The 26074-nt window shown below is 63.4% G+C and carries 19 protein-coding genes; 10 read left to right on the forward strand and 9 right to left on the reverse strand.

All coding sequences use genetic code 11. The features are described from left to right. Window positions 1-210 precede the first annotated feature (210 nt). Window positions 211-1968, forward strand: a complete 1758-nt coding sequence (locus tag BX592_RS09735) for an AMP-binding protein (RefSeq protein ID WP_134191539.1) — start codon at window positions 211-213, stop codon at window positions 1966-1968. Between the two features lie 804 nt (window positions 1969-2772). Here the strand turns inward: BX592_RS09735 and BX592_RS09740 are convergent. Further along, complete coding sequence (locus BX592_RS09740; RefSeq protein ID WP_377681659.1) at window positions 2773-3528, reverse strand: transporter substrate-binding domain-containing protein; 756 nt, start codon at window positions 3526-3528, stop codon at window positions 2773-2775. Window positions 3529-3837: 309 nt separating this feature from the next. Here BX592_RS09740 and hemE point away from each other — a divergent pair, with 309 nt between their 5' ends. From hemE to BX592_RS09765, 4 genes are all read left to right on the forward strand, one after another. After that, window positions 3838-4932, forward strand: coding sequence for a uroporphyrinogen decarboxylase (gene hemE, locus BX592_RS09745; protein WP_134191541.1), 1095 nt, complete (start codon window positions 3838-3840; stop codon window positions 4930-4932). A 474-nt stretch (window positions 4933-5406) separates the two neighbouring features. After that, a complete protein-coding gene (locus tag BX592_RS09755) occupies window positions 5407-7788 on the forward strand; it encodes a primosomal protein N' (RefSeq protein ID WP_134191546.1) in 2382 nt (793 codons plus the stop codon). Between the two features lie 1105 nt (window positions 7789-8893). Continuing rightward, complete coding sequence (gene putA / locus BX592_RS09760; RefSeq protein ID WP_134191548.1) at window positions 8894-12859, forward strand: trifunctional transcriptional regulator/proline dehydrogenase/L-glutamate gamma-semialdehyde dehydrogenase; 3966 nt, start codon at window positions 8894-8896, stop codon at window positions 12857-12859. A gap of 89 nt (window positions 12860-12948) precedes the next feature. After that, entirely contained in the window at window positions 12949-14097 is a 1149-nt protein-coding gene (locus tag BX592_RS09765; protein WP_134191550.1) for a branched-chain amino acid ABC transporter substrate-binding protein, read from the forward strand. 96 nt (window positions 14098-14193) lie between these two features. Here the strand turns inward: BX592_RS09765 and BX592_RS09770 are convergent, their stop codons facing one another. Next, on the reverse strand, window positions 14194-15348 hold the full coding sequence (locus tag BX592_RS09770; RefSeq protein WP_134191552.1) for a porin: 1155 nt from the start codon (window positions 15346-15348) through the stop codon (window positions 14194-14196). 532 nt (window positions 15349-15880) lie between these two features. On the opposite strand from BX592_RS09770, the gene BX592_RS09775 reads away from it, so the two are divergent. The 5 genes from BX592_RS09775 (at window position 15881) to BX592_RS09795 (ending at window position 19552) form a co-directional block, all read left to right on the forward strand. Continuing rightward, a complete protein-coding gene (locus BX592_RS09775) occupies window positions 15881-16117 on the forward strand; it encodes a DUF4148 domain-containing protein (RefSeq protein WP_166676326.1) in 237 nt (78 codons plus the stop codon). A gap of 14 nt (window positions 16118-16131) precedes the next feature. Next, window positions 16132-16344, forward strand: coding sequence for a hypothetical protein (locus BX592_RS09780; RefSeq protein WP_134191556.1), 213 nt, complete (start codon window positions 16132-16134; stop codon window positions 16342-16344). Window positions 16345-16447: 103 nt separating this feature from the next. Then, window positions 16448-17008 carry an FUSC family protein gene (locus BX592_RS09785; RefSeq protein ID WP_377681660.1) on the forward strand — a complete coding sequence of 187 codons (561 nt, stop codon included), beginning with the start codon at window positions 16448-16450 and terminating at the stop codon, window positions 17006-17008. A gap of 42 nt (window positions 17009-17050) precedes the next feature. Continuing rightward, a complete protein-coding gene (locus tag BX592_RS09790; protein WP_134191560.1) occupies window positions 17051-18352 on the forward strand; it encodes an aspartate aminotransferase family protein in 1302 nt (433 codons plus the stop codon). A gap of 183 nt (window positions 18353-18535) precedes the next feature. Next, window positions 18536-19552 (forward strand): alcohol dehydrogenase, encoded by a 1017-nt coding sequence (locus BX592_RS09795; RefSeq protein WP_134191562.1) that lies wholly within the window; start codon window positions 18536-18538, stop codon window positions 19550-19552. On the opposite strand, the gene BX592_RS09800 is transcribed toward BX592_RS09795, so the two are convergent. From BX592_RS09800 to rbsK, 7 genes are all read right to left on the reverse strand, one after another. Continuing rightward, complete coding sequence (locus BX592_RS09800; protein ID WP_208327880.1) at window positions 19509-20510, reverse strand: vWA domain-containing protein; 1002 nt, start codon at window positions 20508-20510, stop codon at window positions 19509-19511. The two genes, BX592_RS09795 and BX592_RS09800, sit on opposite strands and share 44 nt — an antisense overlap. Next, window positions 20507-21064 carry an MxaK protein gene (locus BX592_RS09805; protein WP_134191564.1) on the reverse strand — a complete coding sequence of 186 codons (558 nt, stop codon included), beginning with the start codon at window positions 21062-21064 and terminating at the stop codon, window positions 20507-20509. The genes BX592_RS09800 and BX592_RS09805 overlap by 4 nt, the downstream gene beginning before the upstream one ends. Next, a complete protein-coding gene (locus BX592_RS09810; protein WP_134191566.1) occupies window positions 21061-22059 on the reverse strand; it encodes a vWA domain-containing protein in 999 nt (332 codons plus the stop codon). The genes BX592_RS09805 and BX592_RS09810 overlap by 4 nt, the downstream gene beginning before the upstream one ends. Then, complete coding sequence (locus BX592_RS09815; protein ID WP_134191568.1) at window positions 22056-22985, reverse strand: hypothetical protein; 930 nt, start codon at window positions 22983-22985, stop codon at window positions 22056-22058. The genes BX592_RS09810 and BX592_RS09815 overlap by 4 nt, the downstream gene beginning before the upstream one ends. Beyond that, a complete protein-coding gene (locus BX592_RS09820) occupies window positions 22982-23854 on the reverse strand; it encodes a DUF58 domain-containing protein (RefSeq protein ID WP_134191570.1) in 873 nt (290 codons plus the stop codon). The genes BX592_RS09815 and BX592_RS09820 overlap by 4 nt, the downstream gene beginning before the upstream one ends. A gap of 13 nt (window positions 23855-23867) precedes the next feature. Next, window positions 23868-24887, reverse strand: coding sequence for an AAA family ATPase (locus BX592_RS09825; RefSeq protein ID WP_134191573.1), 1020 nt, complete (start codon window positions 24885-24887; stop codon window positions 23868-23870). A 226-nt stretch (window positions 24888-25113) separates the two neighbouring features. Further along, a complete protein-coding gene (gene rbsK, locus BX592_RS09830) occupies window positions 25114-26061 on the reverse strand; it encodes a ribokinase (RefSeq protein WP_134191575.1) in 948 nt (315 codons plus the stop codon). Window positions 26062-26074: the final 13 nt, after the last annotated feature.

The following is a 26074-nucleotide window of genomic DNA, read 5'->3' on the forward strand; positions in this document are numbered from 1 at the left end:
GACGCGCAAAGGCGCGCGTAAGGCCGTGGCCTGAGAGCCGAACAGCGGAAGTTGAAAGGTGAGGGAAAGACTTGATGCCGCCGGCGAACAGGCAGGTGGCACAATCTCTTGCAAATCCATTTTTGCAAAAGCGGGAACCCCTTCCAGTACCTGCATCGGACCGGAGAGGCGCAAAGGCGCCAACTTTGGCCGACATTGGAGACAAACAGCATGGCGGCGACCGAAGATAGACCCTCGTCCGGACCTCAGGCAGCGGGTGGCGACGCGCTTATCTCGCCTAAGGATGGGATTTCCTATCTGCGCGGTTCGACCGATATCCCGCTGAGCACTGCGACGGTCGGCCAGTTCCTGCTCGATACGGCACGACGCTTCCCCGACCGGCCGGCCGTGGTCTTCCGTGAGCAGGGAATTCGCTGGACCTGGCGGGAATTCGCTGAGGAGGTCGATATCATGGCGTCGGCTTTGACGGCGCTCGGTATCGGCAACGGCGATCGGGTCGGCATCTGGTCGCCGAATCGCATCGAATGGTTACTGACGCAGTTCGCCACTGCGCGAATCGGCGCGATTCTCGTCAACATCAATCCGGCATACCGGCTTGCCGAGCTTGAATACGCACTGAACAAGGTTGGCTGCAAGGCGATCATTTCGGCCGAGCGATTCAAATCGTCGATGTATCTGGAGATGCTCACGGAGTTGGCGCCGGAGCTCCCCACGCAAACGCCCGGCGACTTGCACGTGGCGCGTCTTCCCGATCTGCGCATCGTGATCCGCGTCGGCGACACCGACACGCGCGGCATGCTGTGCTTTTCCGAAGTCATCGAACTGGGCCGCCAGACGTATGACGTCGCAAAGCTCGATGCGATCACCGCAAGCCTGTCGCCGCACGATCCGATCAACATCCAGTTCACCAGCGGCACGACCGGCAACCCGAAAGGCGCGACGCTGACCCATAGCAACGTGCTCAACAACGCACGCTATATTGCGATGGCGATGCGGCTGTCCGAGCAGGATTCGTTGTGCATTCCCGTGCCGCTTTATCACTGTTTCGGCATGGTGCTGGCCGTGCTCGCGTGCGTGTCGGTCGGCGCGAACATGGTGTTCCCGGGAGAGGCGTTCGACCCGGCCGCGACGCTTGCCGCCGTATCCGACGAAAAGTGCACCGCGCTGCACGGCGTGCCGACGATGTTTATCGCCGAACTCGACCACCCCGATTTCGAGCAATTCGATCTGACGCATCTGCGCACCGGCATCATGGCCGGCTCGCCGTGCCCGATCGAGACGATGAAGCGGGTCGTCGCGAAGATGCATCTGTCCGAGATCACGATCGCGTACGGGATGACGGAAACGAGTCCGGTGTCGTTCCAGAGTTCGACCACCGATCCGTTGGACAAGCGCACCACGACGGTCGGACGTGTGCAGCCGCACCTCGAGGTGAAAGTGGTCGACCCGGCGGGCGACACGGTGCCGGTCGGCGTGACAGGTGAACTGTGCACAAGGGGCTACTCGGTAATGCGCGGCTACTGGAACGACGACGCGAAAACGCGCGAAAGCATCGTCGACGGCTGGATGCACACGGGCGACCTCGCGGTGATCGACGCGGACGGCTACTGCAATATCGTTGGCCGCTTGAAGGACATGCTGATCCGCGGCGGGGAGAACATCTATCCGCGGGAGATCGAGGAATTCCTGTTCCGTCATCCGAAGATTCAGAGCGTGCAGGTGTTCGGCGTGCCGGACCCGAAATACGGCGAGGAAGTCTGCGCGTGGATCGTGCTGCGCGCTGGCGAGCACGCGACGGCTGAAGAAGTCCAGGCGTTTTGCCACGGACAGATCGCGCACTACAAGGTGCCTAAGTACATCCGCTTCGTCGACGAACTGCCGATGACGGTGACCGGCAAAGTGCAGAAGTTCGTGATGCGCGAGCGGATGATCGAAGAACTGAAGTTGTCGTTCGACAAGACTGCTTGATAAGCCGAAGGAAGTCAGCAGACCGCGGCATCCAGGGCCAACCAGACCGGACGCCGCGCGAGAAAACGGCGCCCTGACAGGCGCCGCAACTAGCTGAACGCTGCACTGCGCAAACGTTAAGCAGGCAAAAAAAAAGCGGGCCTGGAGCCCGCTAAAAACCACACGCTACGGGGTTAGCGCGAGGAGACCAAAGGAGGAATCGACTGGACGACGATATCGCCGTCGACCACGACTCCAACAGGGATGCCCCTTCTCAGGGACCCGGCGACTTGCCGACCGGCTTGATGAAAGATGTCCGCTCACACCACACACCAAGCCACATCCGTGTTGAACCCGTGAGAGGCATTGTGGGCGAATTAAACCGGGAACGCGGTAACAAAGTGTTTCAGGTTGTAACGCCCGCCAGATAAGGCTCTCCGGGATTTTTTGCCGTAATTTGCCGATTAAAAGATCGTTTTTACCGACCTGAGGAAAATCAGTAAATCTCTATTTACCGCTTCGAATTGAGTCGGCTTATTGCGCTGCTTCATCGAGCATTGGCGGCGGGAAATTTTGCCGCCGGATAACTAACATGCAGAGGGAGTTGGTTGAAGCGTAGTCGCTTCCAAGGGTTTTGCAAGGGCGCAACGCGAGCCGTGTTGAAAAATGATGCAATGCAAACGGGGGGCGACGCCACGCTGCGAGGCAAGATCAGCGCCTTGAAGCAACCGGCGATAAGCGCCTATCGGCGCGCACCGTACAGTTACAGATCGATGTCATCGAATTCCGCCAGTGTAGCGGCCGAGTGCGTCGGTCGAGCCCAGGCTACTTCAGCCATTTATCGGAAATGGCCTGATATTCACCGCTTTCTCGCGCAAGGTGCAGCCATTGGTCGACATATTGCTGAAACACAACATCGCCGCGCGGCACCATCCACGCCTTCTCGCCGTACTGGAATGGTTTGTCCGGATGGACCGAGCATAGCCCCGGATTCAGCTTCTGCTGAAGCAGCGTCTCGGACGCGTCAGTCACCATCACATCGGCGTGGCCGTCGGCGATCTGCTTGAACACGGAGACGTTATCCGGGTAGACGGTCAGCTTCGCATGCGGGAAATACTGCTTGGCGAAGCGCTCATTGGTGCCGCCCGGGTTCACGATTACACGCGTGGAGGCCTGATCGATCTGCTCGACCGTCTGATACTTCTTCATGTCGTCGCATCGAACGATTGGTGTTTTGCCGTCCACCTGGTAAGGCTCGGTGAAGAATGCACGCTTCTGGCGATCGAGCGTGGTCGATACGCCGCCTACCGCGATATCGCACTTCGAGACGAAGTCGTTCAACAGGTTGGGCCAGGTCGTCTTCACGAATTCCGCCTTCACACCGAGCGACTTCGCAAGCGACTCGGTCATGTCGATGTCGATGCCTTCGAATTGTCCGTCTGGTTTGTAGTACGAGTACGGCTTGTAGTCCCCTGTTGCACAAGCCCGAAGCGTACCGCGCGCGATGACTTCGTCGAGCCGCGACTGCGGGGCGCTTGCGGCGACGGCGGACTGCGCGCGCGCCGGGCTCGCGCATACCAGCGCGCCGAACAGCGAACCCACTAGCGCGAACGAAAACGCAGCCGAAAGCGCGGTCGAAAGCACGCGCAGCGATACGGACGTGGCCTTGCTCAAGGGATCTCCTCGTGGACGGATTTATTGTACGTAGTAGGCGCTGAAGAGCGTCGCCAGCGCTGCAACTTACACTTGCCGTGAAAGGGCGTCCATTCGTGAAACTCTTGGACGCGTTGCGTGGACGCACGCATCGCATTAGCGCTGCCGACCTCTGAGACTGCGCACCGACTCCGGTAGAATGGCCTTTTGCTTACAGCCTTCCAGACCGCACGCGACGTGGCTCAACAACTGATCAACGACACCTTCCTTCGCGCGCTGCTGCGCGAGCCGACCGACTACACGCCCATCTGGCTGATGCGTCAGGCGGGCCGCTATTTGCCCGAGTACAACGCGACGCGCGGCCGTGCCGGCAGCTTTCTCGGCCTCGCGAAGAACCCGGATTATGCGACCGAAGTGACGCTGCAGCCGCTCGAGCGCTACCCGCTCGACGCCGCGATCCTGTTCTCGGACATCCTGACGATTCCCGACGCGATGGGCCTTGGCCTCGAATTCGCGACCGGCGAGGGGCCGAAGTTCGCGCGGCCCGTGCGCAACGAAGAGGACGTCGCGCGTCTCGCGGTCCCCGACATCGGCGCAACGCTGCGCTATGTGACGGATGCGGTGAGCCAGATCCGCCGCGCGCTGACCGATGCGCAAGGTCGCCAGCGCGTGCCGCTGATCGGCTTTTCGGGCAGCCCGTGGACGCTTGCGTGCTATATGGTCGAGGGTGGCGGTTCGGACGATTTCCGTACCGTGAAGTCGATGCTGTACGGCCGGCCGGACCTGATGCATCGCATTCTTGAAGTTAATGCGCGCGCGGTTACCGCATACCTGAACGCACAAATCGAAGCGGGCGCGCAGGCAGTGATGATCTTCGACACGTGGGGCGGCGCGCTCGCGGACGGCATTTATCAGCGCTTCTCGCTGCATTACATCGAGAAGATCGTCAGCGAACTCAAACGCGAGCACGACGGACGCCGGGTGCCGGTGATCGCATTCACGAAGGGCGGTGGCCTGTGGCTCGAAGACATCGCGGCTTCTGGTGTCGATGCGGTCGGCCTGGACTGGACCGTCAACCTCGGCCGCGCGCGCGAGCGCGTGGCTGGCAAGGTCGCGCTTCAAGGCAATATCGATCCATCCGTGTTGTTCGCACCGCCTGCGACGATACGCATCGAGGCGCGCGCGGTGCTCGACAGCTATGGAAATTACCCCGGCCACGTGTTCAACCTCGGACACGGCATTTCGCAGTACACGCCACCGGAACACGTCGCGGAACTGGTCGACGAGGTGCATCGGCATAGCCGCGCGCTACGCGCGACAGGTCCGACATGAGTGTCGGGGCCGTGTCGAAAGCGTGACAGATTTGTTGCGACGCAATGACGCGGGCTCTCGCCCTAAGGGGAAAATAGCATTCCACAGGCCGTCGAATGGCGTTCTGCTGGTTGTCAAGGCTTGACTTATACACATTAATCACGCTGCGGCGCGGTAGAAGGACACGCCACCATATTTTCCTTGTCAAGCGACGGAACTTCGTGTGAGCGCCTTTTCCAGTAAGGGTTTGACCGGGGCCGGAACAAGTGTGCGGAAAGCCACACAAAGCCTTTGGCGACGCCGTGCGCGGGCCAGCGAGATGAAGTTCTCAACAAAGTTATCCACAGAACCCGGAAGCAGACAATTGTTCTGCCGAATCCAAAACTTAGCGCCCAATGTGATGTTTCACTTTAAGTTCGGTACGCCGGCGTTGTTTCTGCGGGCTGTGCCGTTCTGCGCATCGGCGCGATCGCGGCGGTCCGGCGGGTGAACCACATGTTCGTCCGGGTCGCGCTCGACCATCCGCTGCCGACGTTATTCGATTACCGGTGCGATCCGGAGGCCACGCCGCAGCCGGGCATGCTGGTCAACGTGCCGTTCGGCAAACGGATGGTGGTCGGCCTTGTGTGTGAAGTGACTGCTCACAGTGAAGTCGCTGAAGACCGCGTGCGGGCTGTGGATAACATCTGTATCGCGTGTCCGCCGTTGTCGACAGCGTGGCTCGAGCTTGCCGGATTTGCCGCCGAGTACTACCAGCGCGGTCTCGGTGAGGTTGCGTTGCCGGCGCTGCCGCAGGCGCTGCGCGACGCGACGCGATGGACGCGGCTGCTGGCGCCGCAAGAGCGTTACCGCTTGTTGCCGGCGGGGCGCGCTGCGTTACCTGACGCATTGCCGGTGCGCGCAACCGCATTGCGACGGCTCGCGGACGAACTCGCCAATGCGGAATTTCTCACCGCGCCCGACGCGCGGGCGCTGCATCCGAAGGCGGCGGCGACGCTCGATGGCTGGCTGGCGAAGGGCTGGGTAGCGCTGGAAGTCATCGATGCTGCCGCGCCGATCGGGCTGGCGCAGCCGATTGACACCGCTGCGCCCGCTACAGCGGGACCGGTCGCTGTGAGCGCGTCGAGCGAAGGCGAAATGGTCGCGCCGACCGAGTCGGCCGCGTTTTCCGCAGACCATGCACGGTCAGTGTCACGAACATCTGGCGGACGAAGTCCCGATACCCTCGCCGCCCCGTTGCTCCCCATTCTGACTGACGAACAGACAGCCGCCGTCAGCGCCATCCATAACGCCAACGGCTTCGCGCCATTCCTGCTGCACGGCGTAACCGGCAGCGGCAAAACCGAGGTCTATCTCCGCGCGCTCGCCGCGCTGCTCGACACCGACCTCACCGCACAAGCGCTGGTGCTCGTCCCTGAGATCAACCTGACGCCGCAGTTCGAAGCCGCGTTTCGCGCGCGCTTCGCCGCGCTCGACGATGGCGCGATCGTCACCCTGCACAGTGGACTGGCGGAAGGCGAGCGCGCGCGCAACTGGTTCGCCGCGCACACCGGGCACGCGCGCATCGTGCTCGGCACACGCCTCGCTGTGCTCGCGTCGCTGCCACGCCTCGCGATCATCTGTGTCGACGAGGAGCACGACCCTGCGTACAAGCAGCAGGAAGGTCTTCGCTATTCGGCGCGCGATCTGGCGATCTGGCGCGCGAAGCAACTAGGCATCCCGGTCGTATTGGGCTCGGCGACGCCGTCACTCGAAAGCTGGTGGCAAGCCGACCAGGGTCGTTATCAGCGGCTCACGCTCGCACGGCGCGCGATCGCCGATGCGGCGCTGCCAACCGTCAAGCTGATCGATCTGGAAGACGAGCGGCGTCGCGGCCGCGCGTCGGTCGACGGTCTGTCCGGTCCGCTGATCTCGGCGCTGAAGGCGCGCGTCGAGCGCGGCGAGCAGAGCCTCGTGTTTTTGAACCGCCGCGGCTACGCGCCCCAGCTGTCGTGCGACGCGTGCGGCTGGGTGGCCGGCTGTCCGCGCTGCAGCGCCTACGTCGTGCTGCACAAGCCCGAGCGCGCGCTGCGCTGTCATCATTGCGGATGGGAGACGCGCATTCCGCGCGCCTGTCCGGACTGCGGCAACGTCGATATTGCGCCGCTCGGGCGCGGCACGCAGCGCGTCGAAGAATCGCTGGCGAAGGTGGTGCCGGGCGCGCGCGTGTTACGCATCGACGCGGACAGCACGCGCCGCAAAGGCAGCGCGCAAGCGCTGTTTTCGGACGTGCACGCGGGGGAGGTCGATATCCTCGTCGGCACGCAGATGGTCGCGAAAGGACACGACTTCCGCCGCGTGTCGCTGGTCGGCGTGCTGAACGCGGACACCGCGCTGTTCTCACACGACTTTCGCGCGAGCGAGCGTCTGTTCGCGCAGCTGATGCAGGTGAGTGGCCGCGCGGGTCGCGCCGGCCTGCCGGGCGAAGTGCTGGTGCAGACGCGTTATCCGCGGCATGCGCTTTATCACGCACTGGCCCGCCACGACTACGTCGGCTTTGCGAACGCGACACTTGCCGAGCGCCGCGATGCGCATCTTCCACCGTTCGTCTATCAGGCGATGCTGCGTGCGGAAGGCCGAACGCTCGACGCGGCGCTTGCGTTTCTGCTGCAGGCCGCGACGGCGCTACGCGAGATTCCGGCCGCCGAACGGGTGACGGTGTACGACGCCGTGCCGCTAACAATCGTCAAGGTGATGAATGTGCATCGCGCGCAGCTTCTGATTGAAAGCGCGTCGCGCGCCGCACTGCAAGCGACGCTGCGTGCGTGGCAGCCGATGTTGCGCGCGCTCAAGGGCGTGCTGCGCTGGAGCATCGAAGTCGATCCGCTCGACATCTAGGTCTTACCGCGCAAGCGTTCGTGCTCGCCGAGCGTCGCAACCGCGCAGTGGGAAGCCGGCGACGTCGGCCTCACTCACGATGCGGTGGCATCGCCAACCGCGCCGGGATTTAAACCGTTGATCGTCGCAGGCCTGTGACGGAAAGCCGGCGAATGCCGCAACGCTCTCACGAGGCGTCGTCGCTCGCCGACCGCCCCGGCGTCAAACCGCTTGCGAGCTTTTCTCCGTAGTCGCGGTCAATACCGTGACCGGTTACGCGCGCTGCGCGCACGTGCTCGCATCGTATTGGAATAGCTCGGGATAGCGCGCGTTAGCGCATCGGTTCCCAAGCGACCTGCGGCCGCTGCCGCAGACGTACCGCGCGCCGCCGCCGCGGGCACAATCCGCCGGCCGATCTGCGCCGGTTGCCGATACCGCGCCGATGATCGGCATTCAATCGAACAAAGCATTCCCGGCCTCGCTGTTTTCAGTTCAGGCTTCGGCGCGAGCGCAGCGGCGGCGCGGCTGGGCGCGCAGCGCGACCGCTTCGTCTCGCCCGATGACGCCTGCAATCCATTCACCCGCCGTACAGACCCAACCGGCCGCACGCGCCCGGCCGCGGACCCGCGCGACGCCGCTTATGCGTCGTTTGCCTCGTACCTGCGCACATCGCCGGAACCGTTATTCCGGCGCGACGCGCGCGCACTGCGCGTCGCTTCACACGTTGCGCCGCGGACAAACAGCACCGCGCACAGAGCACACATCGTCCAGATTGCTACGACTACCGACCACTTTTCCATTGCATTTTCCTTGCGCTTCTTCCCTGATTTCCGGTCGTTTTTACTTGTCTTCATGCGACTACGCGCATTGATTACCTGTATAACGGCGCGACGCGCGAATCACTTAGGGGTTTCGCAAAGAAATCTCGCCAGGGAAAGTACCGACCCTCCCGGTACCGCGAAGGACTCGTCGAGAATCGCGCAAAGCCTTATGCGGTAAGGCTTTGCGCGAGGTGCAACCACGCTTGCAAACAGGTTGCACCTTTTTATTGAGATTGGTACGATTCGCGAACTTTTAGTCTTTGGCCGGCGTTCGTGCGCCGGCGCCTCAGCATCAAGAAGGAAACATGGCGAGCACTACCCTTGGCGTCAAAGTCGACGACCTGTTGCGTTCCCGGCTGAAAGACGCCGCCACGCGCCTCGAACGCACTCCGCACTGGCTGATCAAGCAGGCGATCTTCGCGTACCTCGAAAAGATCGAGCACGGCCAGCTTCCCGCCGAACTGTCCGGCAGCCATGGCGCAGTCGACCTGGAGAGCCCAGCCGGCGCGTCCGATGACGACAGCGCCACGCATCCGTTTCTCGAATTCGCGCAGAGCGTGCAGCCGCAGTCGGTGCTGCGCGCGGCGATCACGGCCGCGTACCGGCGTCCGGAGCCGGAGTGCGTGCCGTTCCTGCTCGGTCAGGCGCGCCTTCCTGCGAATCTCGCGAAAGACGTTCAGACGATGGCCGCAAAGCTCGTCGAAACGTTGCGCGGCAAGCGCTCGGGCGGCGGTGTTGAAGGTCTGATCCACGAGTTTTCGCTGTCGAGCCAGGAAGGCGTCGCACTGATGTGTCTCGCCGAAGCGCTGCTGCGTATTCCGGACCGCGCGACACGCGATGCACTGATCCGCGACAAGATCAGCAAGGGCGACTGGCGCTCGCACGTCGGCCACGCGCCATCGCTGTTCGTCAACGCGGCGACCTGGGGGCTGATGATCACCGGCAAGCTGGTCACCACGAACAGCGAAGCGGGCTTGTCGTCGGCGCTGACGCGGCTGATCGGCAAAGGCGGCGAGCCGTTGATCCGCAAGGGCGTCGATATGGCGATGCGCCTGATGGGCGAGCAGTTCGTCACTGGCGAGAACATCTCCGAAGCGCTAGCGAACAGCCGCAAGTACGAGGCGCGCGGTTTCCGCTACTCATACGACATGCTCGGCGAAGCCGCGACCACCGAAGCGGACGCGCAACGCTACTACGCGTCGTACGAGCAGGCGATCCACGCGATCGGCAAAGCGGCGGGCGGCCGCGGTATTTACGAAGGCCCCGGTATCTCGATCAAGCTGTCCGCGCTGCACGCGCGCTATTCGCGCTCGCAGCTCGAACGGACGATGAGCGAACTGTTGCCGCGCGTGCGCGCCCTCGCGATCCTCGCGCGCCGCTACGACATCGGCCTGAATATCGACGCCGAAGAAGCGGACCGTCTCGAGATCTCGCTCGATCTGCTCGAAGCGCTGTGCTTCGATCCGGAGCTGGCCGGCTGGAACGGCATTGGTTTTGTCGTGCAGGCGTACCAGAAGCGCTGCCCGTTCGTGATCGACTATATCGTCGACCTTGCGCGCCGCAGCCGTCACCGGATCATGGTGCGGCTCGTGAAAGGCGCGTACTGGGATACCGAGATCAAGCGTGCGCAAGTCGATGGCCTCGAAGGCTATCCGGTGTACACGCGCAAGATCTACACCGACGTGTCGTACGTGGCGTGCGCGAAGAAGCTGCTGGGTGCGCCCGACGCGGTGTATCCGCAGTTCGCGACGCACAACGCGCATACGCTGTCCGCGATCTACCACCTCGCCGGGCAGAACTACTACCCGGGCCAGTACGAGTTCCAATGCCTGCACGGCATGGGCGAACCGCTGTATGAGGAAGTGACCGGCCGCGACAAGCTGAACCGCCCGTGTCGCGTGTATGCACCGGTCGGCACGCACGAAACGCTGCTCGCGTACCTCGTGCGCCGCCTGCTCGAAAACGGCGCGAACACGTCGTTTGTGAATCGCATCGCGGACGAAAGCGTGCCGGTGCAAGAACTGGTCGCCGATCCGGTCGACGAAGCGTCGAAGATCGTGCCGCTGGGCGCGCCGCACGCGAAGATTCCGCTGCCGCGCAACCTGTATGGCGCCGAGCGCGTCAATTCGATGGGCCTCGATCTGTCCAACGAACACCGGCTCGCGTCGCTGTCGTCGGCGCTGCTCGCCAGCGCGCATCATCCGTGGCGCGCGGCGCCGATGCTAGCCGACGAAGCGATCGCCGGCGGCACGCCGCGCGATGTGCGCAATCCGGCCGATCAGCGCGACATCGTCGGCACGGTGGTGGATGCGACGCCCGAGCACGTGAGCGCGGCGCTCGCGAACGCGCTCGCAGCTGCGCCGATCTGGCAAGCCACACCCGTCGACGCGCGCGCCGATTGCCTCGCGCGTGCGGCGGACCTGCTCGAAGCGCAGATGCACACGCTGATGGGTCTCGTCGTGCGCGAAGCGGGCAAGTCGCTGGCGAACGCGGTATCGGAAATCCGCGAAGCGATCGATTTCCTGCGTTACTACTCGACGCAGATCCGCAACGAATTCTCGAATGACACGCATCGTCCGCTTGGACCGGTCGTCTGTATCAGCCCGTGGAACTTCCCGCTCGCGATTTTTATGGGCCAGGTGGCCGCGGCGCTGGCCGCTGGCAATACGGCGCTCGCGAAACCCGCCGAGCAGACCTCGCTGATTGCCGCGCAAGGCGTGCGCATTCTGCGCGAAGCCGGCGTGCCGGCCGGCGCGGTGCAACTGCTGCCCGGTGACGGTGAAACGGTCGGCGCGGCGCTCGTCGCCGATGCGCGCACGCGCGGCGTGATGTTCACCGGTTCGACCGAAGTGGCGCGACTGATCAACAAGACGCTGTCCGATCGTCTCGACGCGGACGGCAAACCGATTCCGCTGATCGCGGAGACAGGCGGCCAGAACGCGATGATCGTCGATTCGTCAGCGCTTGCGGAGCAGGTCGTCGCGGATGTTCTGCAGTCCGCATTCGATTCGGCCGGTCAACGGTGTTCGGCGTTGCGCGTTCTTTGTCTACAGGACGACGTCGCGGACCGCACGCTCGAGATGCTGACTGGCGCGATGAAGGAGCTGACTGTTGGCAATCCGGATCGTCTGTCGACCGACGTCGGCCCGGTGATCGACGCGGACGCGAAGCGCGGCATCGATGCGCATATCGCCGCGATGCGCGAGAAAGGCCGCAAGGTCGTCCAGCTGCCGATGCCGGAAGGCTGCGCGGCCGGCACGTTCGTGCCGCCGACGCTGATCGAACTCGACAGCATCGACGAACTGAAGCGCGAGGTATTCGGACCGGTGCTGCATGTGGTGCGATATCGCCGCAGCCAGCTCGACCGCCTGCTCGAGCAGATCGGCGCGACCGGTTATGGGTTGACGCTCGGCATCCATACGCGGATCGACGAGACGATCGCGCATGTGATCAGCCGCGCGCACGTCGGCAACATCTATGTGAACCGCAATGTGATCGGCGCGGTGGTCGGTGTGCAACCGTTCGGCGGTGAAGGGCTGTCGGGCACCGGGCCGAAGGCGGGCGGCGCGCTGTATTTACAGCGGTTGCTGGCGAAACGGCCGGCGGGCTTGCCGAAGTCGCTTGCGCAAACGTTGGTGCCGGACGCGCCGCTGACACAGCACTCCCCGTCCGTATCCGCACCGAACGGCGAAGCGGTCTCACACGACAAACCGTCGATCGCATTGAGCACCCTGCGCGACTGGCTGATCGCCGAACGCGAGCCGTCGCTCGCCGCACGCTGCGACGGCTACATCGCGCACGTGCCGGCCGGCGCGACCGCGGTGCTGGCGGGCCCGACCGGCGAGCGCAATACGTACTCGCTTGGCGCGCGCGGCACGGTGCTGTGCATTGCCTCGACGGCGAGCGGCGCGCGTGTGCAACTCGCGGCGGCGCTGGCAACCGATAACCACGCGCTGTTCGAAGGCGCGGCGGGCGAGCAGCTGGTGGCATCGCTGCCGGCGACGCTCAAGCGCTACGCAAGCGCAAGGAAAAACGGTGACGCGTCGTCGTTCGACGCGGTGCTGTTCGAAGGAGACAGCGACGAACTGCTCGCTTTGACGAAGGAGGTCGCGAAGCGGCCGGGCCCGATCGTCTCGGTGCAGGGTGTCGCGGCACGAGCGCTGGAAAACGGCGACGAGGATTACGCGCTCGAACGTCTGCTGACGGAACGTTCGGTCAGCGTAAATACGGCAGCGGCAGGCGGCAATGCAAATTTGATGACGATCGGCTGAGCGAACCTTCGCCAATCGATTCAAAAAAACGGCAGCGGCACGGCGACCCCGACATCCGCTCCATCCACACCTGGTACCAAGGAGATGATATGCAACACACGATGAAAAAGCTGGCAGGCGCAACGCTCGTTGCCGCGATGTCGGTCGCGGGGGCAGCGCACGCTCAGCAGGTCGAAGACGTGAAAATCGGCTTCGCAGGTCCGATGACCGGCGCGCAGGCGCACTATGGCAAGGACTTCCAGAACGGCATCACGCTCGCGGTCGAAGACATGAACGCGACCAAGCCCGTGATCGGCGGCAAGCCGGTTCGTTTCGTGCTGGACGTGGCCGACGATCAGGCCGACCCGCGCACCGGCACGACGGTCGCGCAGAAGCTGGTCGACGACAACATCAAGGGCATGCTCGGCCACTTCAACTCGGGCACGACGATTCCGGCCTCGCGCATCTACGCGAACGCCGGCATTCCGCAGATCGCGATGGCGACCGCGCCGGAATACACGCAACAAGGCTTCAAGACCACGTTCCGCATGATGACCTCCGATACGCAGCAAGGCTCGGTGGCCGGCACGTTCGCGGTGAAGAAGCTCGGCATGAAGAAGATCGCGATCGTCGACGACCGCACCGCATACGGTCAAGGTCTGGCTGATCAGTTCGAGAAGGCCGCGAAGGCCGCGGGCGGCACGATCGTCGACCGCGAGTTCACGAACGACAAGGCCGTCGACTTCAAGGCGATCCTGACGAAGCTGAAGTCGATGAACCCGGACCTGGTCTACTACGGCGGCGCGGATTCGCAGGCAGCCCCGATGGTCAAGCAGATGAAGACGCTCGGCATCAAGGCGCCGCTGATGGGCGGCGAAATGGTGCACACGCCGACGTTCCTGCAAGTGGCGGGCGATGCGGCGAACGGCACGGTGGCGTCGCTGGCTGGTCTGCCGCTCGAAGAAATGCCGGGTGGCAAGGACTACGTCGAGAAGTACAAGAAGCGCTTTGGCGAAGACGTGCAGACGTACTCGCCGTACGCATACGACGGCGCAATGGCGATGTTCGACGCGATGAAGAAGGCGAACTCGACCGACCCGGCAAAGTACCTGCCGCTGCTCGCGAAGACGAACATGCCGGCTGTGACGACGAAGGATCTGGCGTACGACAGCAAGGGCGATCTGAAGAACGGCGGTATCACGCTGTACAAGGTCGTCGACGGCAAGTGGACGACGCTGGAGAGCGTGGGCGGCCGATAAGCCGTTTCATCGCTGTCTGGGGTTCGTTGGAAGCAGTGACGAAGCCCTGCGAGCGCAAGCTCGCGGGGCTTTTTTCATTGTGGTGGCGGCTCGCGTTTAAAACCGGTGAATCATGGCGACGCGATAAACGAGCTGGTTCGGTGATGACGAGGCACCAGGCGCGAGCAGACTCTGCGCATTGTCGAACTGCGTGCCGGTATGCGCGCTTTCGACGTGCTGCCACGTACCCTGCACGTACACCGATGTGCGTGCGCTGAAATCGTAGTCGAGCATCAGCGCAACGGTGTGCCAACGCGGATCGAAGTTGGCTTCGGTACTCGACAGGTCGCCCAGCGTGTACGTGTACGACGCGGCGAACCAGAAGTCCGGCCTGAAAAAGTACTCGCCGTTCAGCTGGAAATTATCGAACCGCCAGCCGGTCCACGTGCCGCCGTTCGAAGGGTTCTGGTCGCCGCTCAGAAATGCATTGTTCGTCGGGTCATCGATTTTCGTGTGCGAGTACGCGGCCGCAATCTGGACTTTGCTGAACTTGTACGCGAGGCCCGCGTCGATGTTTTCCTGCGAAGACCCGCTGAATGTCGCATCGTCCGTTACCGCGCCCGACGTGCCGCTGCCGGGGTGATCGATGTGCATGTAAGCCAATTCCGCCGTGAGACCGCCGCCCTGGTACTGACCTGCCGCGCTGATTACACGATTGTCCTGGAAGCCGCCGGCCGTATTGCTGAAGCCATACATGGCCTCGCCGGAAAAGCCGCGATAAACGGGCGTTGCATACTTGATGGAATTGTTGACGCGGAAGTCCCAGTCAGCGTTGTCATTGTCGAACGGCACAGCGCCGACGTCTCCGCCCCAATTGCCGGCGGCGGTTATCGAACTGAACAGGTCGACGGTTGGGTCGTACTGTCTTCCCAGCGTGAGCGTGCCGTACTGGTTCGATTGCAAGCCAACGTAGGCCTGACGCCCGAACAGCCGGCCGTTCTGGCCAAGTTGGCCATTGCTCGCATTAAAGCCGCCTTCGAGATGGAAAATCGCGCTAAGGCCGCTGCCAAGGTCTTCATTGCCCTTGACTCCCCAGCGGCTCCCGGACGTATCGCCGCTGCGCAACTGGACTGCGGACCCCGATCCCGCGTTATTGGTGAAGTTGACACCCTGATCGATCAAACCATACAGGGTCACGCTGTTTTGCGCATTGGCCGCGCCGCACAGTGTCATCAGCGGGACGATCGACAGACTCCATCTGAACATCTTCATCGTTTGGGTTCTCTAATTTGGTAAATGTGAATCTGGATACCTAAATATTGGCCAGGGTTGAAAAGCGGCGTTGTACTGAATGAATGCGAAACAGGTTGCCAGTCTAAGAAGACAATTTCCGCCGCGCGCCACCGGTTCGGAAACTGAGAATTCCAGGAAGTGGTGAGAATCGGTGGCGGCGAACGGACGCAGTTTCGCTATCGGTTACATCGATCCGGGTCCGCGCGGCGGACGTCACACGGCTGATCTCGAATCGCGAACCGATTATCCGGTGGCGATAAATACGCCCTTTAAAAGTGCCATAAGCCAAACATGAAAAATTATTTAAATTGCCTGCGTGCGAGGCGGCGCGAAGCTGACAGATAACCTTAAATTTCTCTTCATGTTTGTGCTGGCGTAAACGAAACCTCAGGTCACTATGCTTCTCTCCACGGCTGCTGCAAAAGCGCGGCCACCGTGAGTGAACCATCGGGATTCCAGAACAGGAGGTTTCAGAATGAACGTTTTTTCTAGAGGTTTGGTTGTCCTGTGCATGACCATAGGTACCACGTTGCCGTTGGCTGCACATGCGAATGATCTGGCGGCGAGTGAGCCCTTTACGACGAGCCAGAACACGCAGGCCGTCCAGCCGCCCGTGAACCAGCCGGGTGACTGGCAGCCTGATGCGTCGACCGGCCTGACCCGCGCGCAGGTCTACCAGGATCTGGTGCATGCGCAGCAGGATGGCCAGATCAGCTATCTCGATCACACGATCTACGCGCATCACTAGATCAGGATGGCGAAATGAGACGTCGCATTATCTATATGGCCGCGCGTGCTGGTTTCGGGTTCGCGATAGCGATTGCGTTATCGAGTTGCGCGAACCTCCATGGCGGGCCGGATGGGCCGGGAGACTGTGTGGGGCCGCCTGGTTTTTGCGTTCCATACTTCGGCGCCAATCTGGTCGTTCCTGACGCGCAGCCGGCGCTTGCTTACGCGAGCCTTCGCGTCGCGTAGTGTGTGGCGATATGCGTTCCGCGCGTGCACGCGTTGCATGGCATGATGGCCGCGATGCACACACGGAACCCGCCAGATGGCTGACGATCAGAACGGAACGAAGATCGACACGAAGGCAACGCGAAACGAGGCGAGAATCCGGGCCGCCGACGTGCTCGCCGGCCTGATCAAAAACCAGCCGTTTCGCGAACGCATCGTCGAGGGGGGCCTCGTCGCGCTGCAAGCGGTCTGCGGAGCCTGTCTTGCGTACGGCGTTTCCGTTGCGCTGCATACGCAGCAGCCATTCTGGGCTGCGATTACTGCGATCGCCGTCACGCAACATACCTACGCGGATACGCGCAACCTGTCTCGCGATCAGTTCATCGGCGCGATGGCGGGCGGGCTGTTCGGCTTCGTCGGTGCGTTGTTGGGCGCAGGCGCGCATGAAATCCTCGGCTATGCGACGACCGTCGCCGCGGTGATCGTCGCCTGCTGGTGCGTGAATGTGGGTAGCGCGGCGAGGCTCGGCGCGATCACCGCGACGATTGTGCTGCTGGTTCCCGCACAAGGGCCGCTATGGGATGTGCCGTTGTTCCGGCTGATGCAGGTGGGTATTGGAACGGTGTCGACGCTGCTGGTGAGTCAGGTCTTCATGCGAGTCGAACGCAGGTTGCTGCGGCGTTAGTCTAGACTGCAGCTGATTCCCCCACTCGCCAGGAGAACGACGGTGTCCCGAAACAACGACGAAACCTTCTGGCGCAACGCCAGGCAACATCTGATCCGCTATGGCGGCAAGTTCGAGCCTTTGATTATCGAGCGCGCACAAGGCAGCTTCGTTTACGACGCCGATGGCCGCGCGATACTCGATTTCACGTCGGGCCAGATGAGCGCGGTGCTCGGACACAGTCACCCGGATATCGTATCGGTCATCAACGAATACGCGGGCAAGCTCGCTCATCTGTTTAGCGGCATGCTTTCGCGGCCGGTCGTCGAACTGGCGACGCGTCTCGCCGATATCACGCCGGACGGACTCGACCGCGCGCTATTGCTCAGTACCGGCGCCGAGTCGAACGAGGCCGCTATTCGGATGGCGAAGCTGGTCACCGGCAAATATGAAGTCGTGGGTTTCGCTCAGTCGTGGCACGGCATGACGGGTGCGGCGGCGTCCGCGACTTATAGCGCGGGGCGCAAAGGTGTGGGTCCCGCAGCCGTGGGTTCGTTTGCGATCCCGGCGCCGTTCGCGTACCGGCCGCGGTTCGAGCGCAACGGTGAATACGACTACCTCGCGGAACTCGACTACGCGTTCGATCTGATCGATCGCCAATCCAGTGGCAGCCTCGCCGCCTTTATCGCGGAACCCATTCTGAGCTCCGGCGGGATTATCGAACTCCCGGAAGGCTACATGGCGGCGCTCAAGCGCAAATGCGAGCAGCGCGGCATGTTGCTGATTCTCGACGAAGCGCAAACCGGCATCGGACGCACCGGCACGATGTTCGCGTGCCAGCGCGACGGTGTCACGCCCGACATCCTCACGCTGTCGAAGACGCTCGGCGCGGGCTTGCCGCTCGCCGCCATCGTGACTTCCGCGCAAATCGAGGAACGCGCTCATGAACTGGGCTATCTGTTCTATACGACGCATGTGTCCGACCCGCTTCCCGCCGCCGTCGGCTTGCGTGTGCTGGATGTCGTGCAACGCGACGGACTGGTCGCGCGTGCGAATGTAATGGGCGAGCGCCTCAAGCGCGGTCTGCTCGAACTGATGGGGCGCTTCGAGTGCATCGGCGATGTTCGCGGACGAGGCTTGCTGCTCGGCATGGAAATCGTCAAGGACCGCCACACGAAAGAACCGGCGGACGCATTGGGTGCAAGAATTACCCGCGAGTGCATGAGCCTGGGACTCAGCATGAATATCGTGCAGTTGCCCGGCATGGGGGGCGTATTCCGGATTGCACCGCCGTTGACCGTGCATGAAGACGAAATCAGTTTAGGTCTGGAGTTGCTCGAACAGGCAATCCAGCGTTCGCTGTAACGCAGCCTGCTCGTCAGCAAACCATACGACCGTTTAGTTGCGGGCGTCCGCGTCGCGACCTACTATCGAGAGCGGACCAGCCGGCGTGCATCGCAACGCGATGTCTGAGGATTACCAACAAAAAGCATGCTGCGCGAATTGCGGCCGCGCTGGATCGACTGTTCTTCAACTGGAGCGAGACCCATGCGAAAGATGAGAGCGGTACAGGTCGATGGCCCGGGCGGACGGCTGGAACTGGTCGAACGCGATATACCCGCGCCGGGCGCCGGTCATGTGCTGGTCAAGGTGCAAGCGTGCGGCATTTGTCACAGCGACTCGTTGACCAAGGAAGGCACCTGGCCGGGCTTGCAATATCCGCGTGTGCCCGGGCATGAAGTGGCGGGAGTAATCGAATCGGTCGGAACGAACGTCGAGGGCTGGAGCGCCGGCGAACGTGTCGGTGTGGGCTGGCATGGCGGGCATTGCGGACATTGCGCGAATTGCCGTCGCGGCGTTTTCGTGCTTTGCCAGAAGGCGCAGGTGCCCGGCATCAGCTATGACGGCGGATACGCGGAATATATGGTGGCGCCGCAGGAAGCACTCGCGCGCATGCCGGCAGAACTGGCGGACGTGGACGCCGCCCCGCTTCTCTGCGCGGGCATCACGACATTCAATGCATTACGCAACAGCGGCGCGCGTGCGGGCGACACGGTCGCTATTCTCGGTATCGGCGGGCTCGGTCACCTCGGCGTGCAGTTCGCACAACGGATGGGCTTTCGCACGGTTGCGATCGCGCGCGGTGAAGACAAGGCGCCGCTCGCGAAACAGCTGGGCGCGCATCACTACATCGATAGCCGCAGCGAGAATGTCGCTGAAACGTTGAAGTCCCTTGGTGGTGCGAAAGTCGTTCTCGCGACCGTGACCAACGCCGAGGCGATGTCGGTGACACTCGGCGGCCTCGCGCTCGACGGCAAACTGATTGTGCTGGGTATCGCGCACGAGCCGATCGAAGTGTCGGGCGCGCAGCTGATCATGGGGCGCAATGCGGTGCAGGGCTGGCCGTCCGGCACGTCCGCCGACTCCGAGGACACGCTCGCATTCAGCGCGCTGGCGAACGTCAAACCGATGATCGAGACCTATCCGCTCGAACGCGCGGCCGCCGCGTACGACCGGATGATCAGTGGGGCTGCGCGCTTTCGGGTAGTGCTGACGATGGACTAGTCAAAGGCTCCTTCGACGTCAGATCCGCGCCGGCATCGCGATGAGCGGTAGCGATGCCGGTGCTTCTTCGCGGCAGAAAACGCAGCACGAGCAGCAACAACGCGGCCAGCGCCGGACACCAGCGGAAATCGGTCGCAACCGGCAAGCGTCGGCCCAATCGAGGGTCGGACATCGCCGCATACAGCGACGGGAATCCGTCGAGCCGTCGATAGCCGAAGCCGGTATGGGCGGCGAGCGCACGAAGATACGGCTCGCGCAACTCCGACAATTGTTCATGTCCGCCGGCTACGCCGCCTCGCGTGGGTGCCGACTGCACCACTTCGTCCGCGCGCCAGTATCCGGAGCGCTCGCCCTGCGCATTGGTGCGCGGAATCGGCGCCGGCTGGTCGCCGCCGACGCCGATGATCCATCCGTCCGCCTGTCCTTGCGCAATGCCATGTACCATCGTTTCCGACGGCGATACCGGCGGCGCTTCCTGGCCATCGGTGACAAAGATGACCGCGGCCTTCGATTCCGGTTGCGAAGCCGCTTGAACCGCCGAGTAAATACCGCCTTGCGCGATCACGCTGCTATCGGCCCAGCGCATGCGGCCACCAATTTCGTCCAGCGACGACAGCAACGCGTCGTAGTGCGCGCAGACGTCGACCGGAACAAAAAGAAGCAACGAGCGCGTGCCGGTAAACACGCTCCAGCCGACCCGCGAACCACACGGCAACTGCTGCAGCACCTGCTGCATCGCGGTCTTCGCGAAAGCGAGCCGGCTCACGGGCCGCCCGTCTAGCGTCAGGTCCTCGGTATCCATGCTCTGCGTGATATCGAACGTGACGATGTAGCGGGCGACGAGTCTCGTATGTTCGACAGGCGGCATCCATACGGCAGCGACAAGCAGCAGGGCGGCGGCGCCGAGCAACGCGTGCCGGCGCAACAAGCCCTTCCAGTCGAGGCCGGCGAGCGTCACGGCAGCTCCTGTGGTACCGCACCGCGTACGGTTACACTGCGCTGTTGCTCGATGTCCTCATCGGTATCGGCTTCGTCGCCCGCTTCGGGCGCGAGACGCAGCGCGCGCTCGTAGTTGTAGCGCGCGTCCCAGTCGGTCGGGTCGTCGCGCAGCAAATCCCGATAGCGCGTTTTCGCCAGTTCGATCAGCGGCTGCGAACGCACCGGACCAGTCGCATCGTCGCCTGCCGCTTCACGAAGATTCATATTCGCGAGATCGAAAAGCGCCGCCCGTCGAACCCTGGCCGGCACCGGCCCCAGGGTCAAGTCGTTGTACAACCTGGCCGCGTCGACCACGCGGTGCGCAGCCGATAACGCGACCGCGCGTGCGAGCCTTGCTTCGGGGGCTTCGTTAGCGGGTGCGGCGGACAGCTGGGCGACCGGCGCGTTGCGTATCGCGGCGATTTCCCGATCGAGATCGCTGGTTCGCTTGAGTTGCAGCGCGTAAAAGACCGCAACGCCTGCGGAGCAGACCGCGGCGCCACCGAACACCATGTGAATCCATCGGCGTTTCATGCCCAGCTCCGCTTCTGAACACTGCTGATGCTGATCAACACTACACAACAGGCGAGCGCGGCGATAAAGCAGATCGTGCTTCGATCCTGTCTCGGCAGTCGCTCGAAGAAGACCGATTGCCGATTTTCACGGCGTCCGATTTCGGCCATTGCCGCGGCCATTTGCTCCGCGTCTTTCGCCTGATACAGGTGATAGGGCGTGCGCAACGACTGGAAGAAGCGATGCAGTTCGGCTTCCGCCGAATGCTCGAAACGCGGCGCAATGTTGGTGAGATCGGGACTGAAAATGCCGCTGCGCAGATAGACGAAATACAGCGCGATGCCATCTTGCGCGAGCGCCGCGCTGATCTGTTCGCGGGCCGTCGCGTTCAGACGCGCGCCGCCGTCGGAGACGAGCACGATCGCGCGACCGCCGGTGCGCGGCCGCCCGTCGAACTGCCGAACCGCATACGGCAACCCGGCGTCGAGCCGCGTGTCCGGCATGCCGCGGCCGACATTCGTTGCATCCATCGCCGCATCGACGATTGCGTGGTCGCGCGTGAACGGGACCGCGAGCATCGGTTGCAGGCCGAACAGCGCAAACGCGAAGCTGTCGTTCGGACGACGCGCGACGAACGTCGCTAACGCGCGCGTTGCGACGCGCTTTTTCGACTCGCCGCCGGCCGAACCATTCGACGACGGGGCGAGTCCGCGTCCGAGCTCGGCGTCCATGCTGGCGCTGCGGTCCATCAGGATCAAAATCTCGCCGCCGGTGCCCGTCACTTGCCTGCGCAGATTCGAACTGCCTGGACCCGCAAGCCCGACGATGATCGCCGCGATCGCGAGCATCGCGACGACGCGCCACAACACGCTGACAAAGCGTCCGATGGGATCGGGCGGCAACCACGCAACGCTCGCGAAAGGCAGCGAATCGATACGCCGCCGCGACAGCGGCAACGCTGCGAGCGGCAGCAGTGCAAGGACCCAAGGGTGCGCGAAGTCCAGCATGGCGGTCAGTGATGATTGCGCCGTTCGGCTTGATAAAGCGCTTCGGCGAACTCACGCAACGAAAAACGCTCGGGCGGCTGCACGCTTTCAAAGAAGCGCGCGCTCGAGCAACGAAAGAACGCTTCGAGCTGCGGTCGGAGCGGCTGCAAATGCGGTGCATCGCGTATCAATTCGGGCAGCGAGCGCGCGCGCACCACGCGGCCGGCGGTCGAATTGAGCGCGTCGTGCAGCATGCGCCACGCGGTCGCATCGCTGTCCACCGATGCGGGCTCACGGCGGCGCAGTGTGCGCCACGCGCGCGCAAACGGTAGTCGCGCCGATTCGCGCCGGTCACGCCAGAATCCCCATACGCACCACGCAATCAGCACGCCGAAGGTGGCCGACAGCCAGAGCGCGAGTAAACGCCGCGTGGGTGCCACAGCGGGCGCCGGGATCACGCGGTCCGCTTGCAATGGCATCAGTCGGCCGCGATGGGGCGGCACGGAAAGCGTCAGTGGCGCGACCGTCACGGGCCAGTCCGGTACATCGAGCGTTGCGCCGGAGGTCAGTTTTAGCGATACCGCGGGGACAGTTACCGGCGCAAGCTGCTCGGGCGTATTCACAATCTGATAGCGCAGCACGAGCCACTGGCGGCCTTCATCGTCCGTTGAAATGGACGGCGGATGACGTTCCAGCCATGGCGTGATGCGGCCGGCGGACGGTTGCGCGGCAAGCTCGGCCGGACGGCCGTGGTCTTGCAACAGCACCTTCTGCTCAAGCACATCGGCGAGCGTGTGGCCGAACGCGGGAGGCTGTTGCACAACGGCTTGATCGGCGCTCGCCAACGGGCAGATGCCGAGCATCATCGCTGGCCCGAGCGCTAGCCCGAGCGCGATCGCAACCGTTGCACGCACGCGCTCCTGTTGATGCTCGCGTCCGCTCGCTCGCAGCGTCATGCGACCTGCTCCACGAAGTAGCGGCTGACTGCGTCGGCATCGACTGTGTCGGTCGCGAAAAGGGGCTGCACGCCGCATTGCGTGAACGTGCGACTGATGTGGTCGCGGTGGGTCGCGACAGCCGCGCGCCATCGGTCGCGCAACGCGTCGGTGATCCAGATCGAGCGTCGTTCGCCCGTTTCCATATCGTGTGTTGTGAGCCAGCCGTTCGTCGCTGGTGGCTCGAGCTCCGCCGAGTTCCACAACACGATCGGCACCAGCCAGATACGTGGGACCGATCGAAGCAACGCCGCAAGCGTGTCGAGCGGCCAGTGGAAGTCGGACACGAGGAAGACCATGCATGCACGCTCAGCGATGCGTGCCAGTGTCTTTTCCAGTCCGGCTGCCGGCGATGCGCGCCGTTGTCGTGGCTCGCCGGGTTTCGCGTGCCGTAGCGTGTCGCTCATCAATGCACCGGCTCCGCGTACATGGCGCGCGGGCAAGAACAGATCGTCGCGCTCGCTCGTATCGAACGCCAGCATGCCGACCCGGTCGCCATGACGAAACGCGCTGTAGCCAAGCGCTTCGGCGAATTGCGCGGCGGCGTCGAGCTTCGACGTCGTGTGGCCGAACCGCATCGACGCGGACACGTCCACCACCGCGTAGACCGGCACGGCGACGCGTTGCCGGTGCAATCTGACCAGCCATTCACCGTATCCGCCACGGATGCTCGCGCGAATATCGATGCGCCGCGGGTCCGGATAATCGAACAGCCGCGCATGCGAGATGAACTCCTGCCCGACGCCGACACTTGTTCCTCGATGCGAGCCGGGTCGCACACCGGCCACCCGCACCGGCAATCTGTAGTGAAATTCCTTGAGCGGCGACATGACCAGGGTCGCGTTACGGCGCCGCGATGCGCTCGACGATCTGCTGGATCAGCGCCTGCGCGAGTTCGGCGCGCCGCAGTTCGTAGATCGGCGTGAAGAACACTCGATGCGCGAGCGTCGGCGCGATGACGGCGTGCACATCGTCCGGTTCGACGTACGCGCGACCGGCGAGCCACGCGACAACTCGCGCCGCGCGCAACATCATGCTCATCCCGCGCGGGCTCGCGCCCGCGAGAATCAGGTTGCTCATGTCGACGTCGTCGAGCGCGATGCCGTAACGCTCCGGCGACTCGGTGGCTCGCCAGATCTCCAGCGCATAGCGCTCGATCGCTTCCGATGCGTGCACGCTCGACTGGATGATGGCGGCAATCGTGTTCAGTTCCTGCCATGGCAGCACGGCCGGCGTCACGCGCTCAAGCAACGCGTCGGTGTCGTGAAACGTCGGGTCGAACACCAGCGCGCGGCGCACGTCATCGTCGTCGGGCGTGGTCATGTTCAGCTCGAACATGAAGCGGTCGCGTGCGGCCGACGCGAGTTCGAAGGTTTCCTCCTTTTCGACCTTGTTCCGGTCGGCGAACAGCGTCATGTGCGGAAAGTTGTATTCGCGGTCGAACGCGAACACCGATCGCTCGGCCATCGCGCGCAGTAACAGCGATTGAACCTGCGGGCGCGCACGATTGATTTCGTTGAAGAAGAAGGTCGACAGCGATTCGCCGTGTTTCAGCAACGGTCCGGGTTCGATGCGCGGTTTGCCATCCGCATCGACGTACGTGTGATACACGAGGTCGCCCGGCATCAGATCGATCGTGCCTTCGACGCGCTCGAACTGACCGCCCACTGCGCGCGCGATCGCGCGCAATAGCGTCGTTTTCCCGACGCCGACGCCGCCTTCGAGCAACACATGGCCGCGTGCGAACAGCGCGATATTGATCAGGCGCACCGTGTCGGGCTGTCCGATCACCGCCTTCGCGGCTTCGCGTTCCAGGTTAAGCGCATCGGTGCGCCAGTCCTGCAGTTGCTCGTTGGCACCCATCGTTCGCGTCCTCACGATCCGCCGTCATCGGCCCCGTCAGCGCGCGAGTCGATCGATCGCACGGTAGCGGTGACCAGTGTGGTCAACTGCAACGGCAGGCCGCAGGTTTTATGCCAGTGGAACCCTGCAGCGCTAACCCGGCGAGCGCATCGGCCAGTGAATGCGTCAGCCGCGAATGACGCGTGCCAGTCTGTGCCAACAGCGGGGACAGTGTGTGTCTTTCTGGTCAGTTGGACCTGAAATCGATGCCGATTTCATGCAAGTATGGAATCGACGGCGCGGCGCCCGCGCGCGTCACGCAGGTGGCTGCCGCCGCCTGTGCGAACGCGATCGCGCGCGGTCCCGACGCGCCGCCGACGATCGCCGTCGCGAAGGCGCCGGCGAACGTATCGCCCGCGCCGGTCGTGTCGACGGCGGTAACGGGTGAAGCCGGGAAAAACGCGACCTGCGCGCCGTGGTCCGTTTCGAAGTGTGCGACCACGCCTCGCGCGCCGAGCGTGACCAGCACATGCGTGGCGCCGGCGTCATGCAGTGCGCTTGCGACCGCTTTCGCGTCGTCGATCGAATCGACCGGCCGCGCCGACAGCGTGGCCGCTTCCACTTCGTTCACCACGAGATATCGGATTTGAGGAAGAAGACGCGCCGGTTCCGGGCTTTGCACAGGCGAAGCATTAAGGAGCACTGGAATACCGGACTGCCGTGCAGTTGACAGCACGCTTTCAACGGTCGCGACCGGAACGGTGAGATCACAGACAATCATCCGTGCGGTGGCAAGCGAATCGACGTGCCGCGCGACCTGCTGCGGCGTCAGATCGCCGTTGCTGCCCTGCACGGTGACAATCGAGTTATTGCCCGTGTGGTCGACGACCACCATCGCGATGCCGCTTGCCGCATGTTCGCTCGTTACCACGCCCGAGCAATCGATGCCCTCGGCCTGCAGACTGGCGAGCAGCCGCGGACCGAATTCGTCGTTGCCGACACAGGCGATCAGTGCGACGTTTGCGCCGAGTCGCGCCGCGGCGATCGCCTGGTTTCCTCCCTTGCCACCCGGCGCCACAAGGAACCGGTTGCCTTGCAGGGTTTCGCCGGGGCGCGGAAAGTGCGGCACGACCGTCGCGAGATCCATGTTCACGCTCCCGACGACGACAATGCGCGGCAACGGTTCGTCTGTCATTTCGTTCGTTTAA

Source organism: Paraburkholderia rhizosphaerae (assembly GCF_004366595.1).
Lineage (GTDB): Bacteria > Pseudomonadota > Gammaproteobacteria > Burkholderiales > Burkholderiaceae > Paraburkholderia > Paraburkholderia rhizosphaerae.